Consider the following 5,101-nt stretch of genomic DNA (forward strand, 5'->3'; position numbering starts at 1 on the left):
GCCAGACGACCGCCGGCCGATTAGGCACACGCTCCGCCTGCTGTTCAAAATGCTCGTGGACCATGGATTCGGTCCGGTGGGCAACGCTTGTATCGTTGAACGTCCGCAGCAGCTGCTCCCGCTCTTGCTCCGTCACGATATCGGCTTCGCTCAACCGCAGCTCCGGGCGATGCACGATCTGTTCCAGCAGGCGGACGAAATGCCCCGCCATGCGCTCGACCGTGCTCCGCTTGAACAGCGCTGTGCTGTATTCCAGATCAAGAAACAGCTCGCCATTTTCGCTTTCGCTGACACTTAACGTGAGATCGAACTTGGAAGTATTGCCGCCGCCGTCCTTCTCCGTCATACGATGATTCCCCAGACGATACTCGTCATCTTGCCGTTGTTGATAAGTAAGAACCGTGTCAAACAAAGGATTACGGCTCATGTCCCGGCGCAATTGAGCCTTCTCAAGAAGGTTCTGCAGGGCATACTCCTGATGCGTATGAGCGCATATGACCCGTTCCTTGACTTGCTGCGCAAATGCATGGAACGACTGCTCCTTCCCCGGGAACATGCGAAGAGGCAATACATTGGCGAACATGCCGACGACTCCATCCAATGAAAGATGCTTCCGGCCTGTGGTCGGCGTCCCAATAACCATGTCATCCTGACCGGAATAAAGAGAGACTAGCCAAGTATAAGCACTCATATACAGGATGAATGGCGTCATCTGCCATTGCGAACTGAGCATCCGAATGTTCAATCCGATGCGACCATCCACGTGTAAAGACACTCGACTTCCCTCAAACCTCTGGATCAATGGCCTTGGGTAATCCGTTGGCAGCTGCAGCAGCGGAACTTCTCCTTGGAACATCTCAAGCCAGTAATGCTCGGATAGCGCCCACGCTTCCGTCTGCGCGTATTGCTGCTGCCAAACACTGAAATCCTTATATTGCAGCGCAAGAGGCGATAGTTCCCGGCACTCGTACAATGCGCGAAGCTCTCGAAGCAGAACACCCACTGAAACGCCGTCTGACACAATATGATGGATGTCGATCATTAGCACCTGTCCGCCGCCAGCCTCATGGAACAGCACGGCACGGATCAGCGGCGCATGCCCCAGATCGAACGGTTTTATCAAATTGACATCCGCCGTGCTTTCACCGCTGCCGACATTTATCTTCTGAATAGTGAATTCCACACGCTCACAAATTTGCTGAACGAGCTCCCCTTCTACCATTCGGAAAATGGTGCGCAACGACTCATGTCGGTCAATGAGCTGTTGAAAGCTATGCTGGAGCCGAGCGAAATCCAATGCGGTTTCGCTCCTCAGCCATATCGGCATATTGTAAGCAACATTGCCTTTGTCCAGCTCATGAACGAAATAAATACGTTTCTGCGCATACGAAGCAGGATATTCCTTGCGGAAATCCGCAGGCTCAATGACAAACGCTGGCTCATCTGTTCCAGCTTCAATTACCGCCGCCAAATCCCGGATTACAGGTCGCCGGAATATGTCGCTCAGTGATATCGTCATTTGAAACTCGGTGCGAATACGGGATAACAATAAACTGGCCTTAAGAGAATGGCCGCCTAGTGCAAAGAAGTCTGCATTTCTGCCCACCGTCTCCAGACCAAACAGTTCGCCAAACATTTGGGACAAGCGTTTTTCAACTGACGTGATCGGCGCTTCATACGCCTTCGATGCTGCTGCCGAGAAATCCGGCATAGGCAGCTTTTTACGATCAACTTTCCCGTTAGGTGTAAGCGGCAATTCGTCCATTGGCCTAAAATGGTCGGGTATCATATAGCTTGGCAAAGAACAGGCTAATTGCTCGCGGAGCTCGGCAGTTGACCATGGTCCGGCTGCAACGAAGTAGGCACATATACAAGGCTGTCCGCTGTCATCGTTCTGCGTCACTACGATCGCTTCTTTCACCGCCTCACAGGCAAGCAGACGATCCGCAATTTCGCCTAGCTCGATGCGGAACCCGCGAATTTTGACCATATGATCGATTCTTTCCATATATTCGATATCCCCGCTCGGGAGCAGCTTCACCCTGTCTCCCGTCCGGTATAGACGCTCGCCCGGCACAAACGGATGAGGGACGAACTTCTCGGCAGTAAGTACCGGATTGTTCAGGTATCCTTGCGATAAGCCATCACCCGATAAATATAGCTCGCCCGGCACGCCAATGGGACTCAGCTGTCGGTCGGGACTCAAAACATAAGCACCCGTGTTCGCAATCGGACGTCCTATTGGAACTGTTGCCGCCGTTTCCTCTATTTCATTAATAGGGTGGAACGTAGCAAAGACCGTTGATTCGGTCGGACCATATACATGGATCAGCTTATTGGCCCCTATACTGGACAACGCTTGGCGAACGTGCCGTACCGATACTTTCTCCCCTCCGAACAAAATCCGGCGCACATTCCGCAAAGCGTCGGCGTTAATATCGACAAGGGTGTTGAACAGCGCAGTCGTTATAAAAAATACGGTGATTTGCTCTCGATGAATACATTCGGATAACGCCTCGATATCTAATAACGTTTCCTTCGTTAAGAGCCTCAGCTGCGCACCGTTCAACAAAGCGCCGAATATATCAAATAAAGAACCGTCAAATACATAATTGGACAATTGAAGCATTCGGTCTTCCGGCTGAATCGCGATATAATTCGTATTCATGACGACACGGCTAATGCTGTAATGAGCGGTCAAGATTCCTTTCGGCCGCCCGGTTGATCCGGAAGTATACATCACGCATGCCGCATCTTCTGTTGTGCAGCCCGGCTCCAGATTAGTTTCCGGGAATCGGACTAGCTTAAGGTCACGCCAAACGCACGTTTCCCCGGCAAACGCAAATTCGTTACTTACGCTCCCGTCCGTAATAAGCAGCCTGGCGTGACTGTCCTGAAGCATATATTCAATACGGTCAGACGGATAATCAGGGTCGATTGGGAGATAAGCCCCTCCCGCCTTCAACACCCCGAGAATAGCGATAATCATGTCGACAGAGCGATTGAACAGCAGGCTGACAACTGTATTGGCCCTAATCCCCTTCTCGCGCAAAAGGCAGGCGAACCGGTTAGCTTGCTTATTAAGCTCTTGGTACGTCAACGTCCGATCCTCGAATGCTAAAGCGAGACGGCCCGGTGATCGTTCCGTCTGGGCTTCGAACAGTTGGGATAATGTCCGGCTCTTTGGATAACTAGTCCCCGTTTCGTTCCACGCATGAAGGAGCGCGTGCTGCTCCGGCTCCGTCAATAACGGGTACTCGCTGATCGGCAAATTCGGGTTCCGAGCAATGTTCCGAAGCAGCTCCGTGAAATAGCGGCTCATACGCTGCACCGTATCATGCGAAAACAGGCTGGTCGCAAATTCCATTTCGAACAGCAAGCCGTCGTCGGTTTCTATCGCAGCCAACAGCAAATCGAACTTGGCAATATTCATCTCATAAGGATACGGCGATAAAGACAATCCCTCGATATCCATTTTCTCCATATCCATGTTTTGCAAAGTGAACATCGTGTCGAATAACGGGTTTCGGCTGACATCGCGCTCCAGCTCAAGCTTCGCAATCAATTGTTCGAGTGGATATTCTTGGTTCTCGAAGGCTTGAAGTGTATTCATCTTGATATCCTGAAGAAACTCTGCAAACCTTGCGGAGCTCGCCGGGTTATTGCGAAGCGGCAGCGTATTCACGAACATCCCCATCATTGATTCCAGCTCAATCTGCAGCCTCGCGGCTATCGGAGTCCCGACCACAATGTCCGTTTGTCCGGTATATCGAAATAGGAATACATGATAGGCGGCAAGCAGCGTCATGAACATCGTCGTACCTTGCTGCTTGCAGAGCAGCTCCAATTGCTCAACTACGCTGCGCTCAAGCAGGAATGAGAGACGGTCGCCTTCAAAGTTTTTCGCAGCCGGTCTCGGATAGTCCGCGGGCAGTTCAAGCGTAGGAATATTGCCGTCAAATCGCGACAGCCAGTACGCCTCCTGTTTCATCATCGCTTCCGAGTTCGAGCGCTCCTGCTGCCATACGGCGTAGTCCTTGTATTGAATTCTCGACTGTTCAAACGATGCTCCGGCATATATCGCTTTAAGCTCTTTCATGAACAAATTAATCGAGACTCCATCCGATACGATATGGTGAAAATCGAGCATAAGAACGAACTCTTCATCGGCAAGCCGCAGCACCTCTGCCCGCATTAACGGAGCCTGCTGCAAATTAAAAGGCTTTATAAACTGCTGTACATATGAACGAACGTTCTCCGCTTGCATATCAATCAGCTCAACTGGCAAGTCAACCTTTTGATGAACTCGCTGAACCACCTCGTCATCAACGGTATAGAAAGAAGTGCGAAGCGCCTCGTGCCTCTCCACGAGAGCACGCAGAGCCTGGCTTATCCGCTCGAAGTCAAGCGAGCCGCGAATGTGCGTCATGCATGGCAAATTATAAGTCTTCCCCGATTCGTGGAACTGGTTCATAATATACAGCCTCTTCTGAGCGGAAGAAGCCGGGTATACCTTTCGTTCGCCTGCAATCGGAATACTCTGCTTATCGGACCCGGAATCGTTCATTATTCGCTTGGCGAGACCTTCAATCGTAGGATACTGGAACACCTCCCGCAGAGGAAGCTCAACCTGTAATTCCGCCTGTATCCGGGATACCAGCATCGTCACTTTCAACGAATGGCCTCCGCGCTGAAAAAAATGGTCGACGACGCCGATCCCCTGGACACCGAGTATTTCTTCCCAAATGCCGACCAAAGCCGATTCTACGGTGTTGCGCGGCGCTATGTAAGGAGCCTCGCTCAATTGCGTAAAATCTGGCCGCGGTAGCGCTGCCTTATCTACTTTGCCGTTCGCACTCAACGCTAGCTGCTCAAGCTCGCAAAAATAAGACGGTACCATATAATCGGGCAGTTCTGCCTCCAGATGTACACGGAGCTGGGACGTCGAGACAGGGCGCTGCACGGTGTAGTAGGCGCATAGGAAGTGCGCTCCGTTATCATTTTCTTGTAGGGCAACGACTGTCGCGTCCAGTACAGACGGGTGCTCCCGCAAACGAGCGGCGATCTCTCCCGGCTCAATGCGGAAGCCGCGGATTTTGAC

General features: G+C 51.7%; 1 protein-coding gene. It reads right to left on the bottom strand.

Annotated elements, in window-relative coordinates; all coding sequences use genetic code 11:
* A partial coding sequence (locus WH37_RS32885; protein WP_046234897.1) for a non-ribosomal peptide synthetase occupies positions 1–5,101 on the bottom strand: 5,101 nt, incomplete at both ends.

Source organism: Paenibacillus algorifonticola (assembly GCF_000971975.1).
Taxonomy (GTDB): Bacteria; Bacillota; Bacilli; order Paenibacillales; family Paenibacillaceae; genus Pristimantibacillus; species Pristimantibacillus algorifonticola.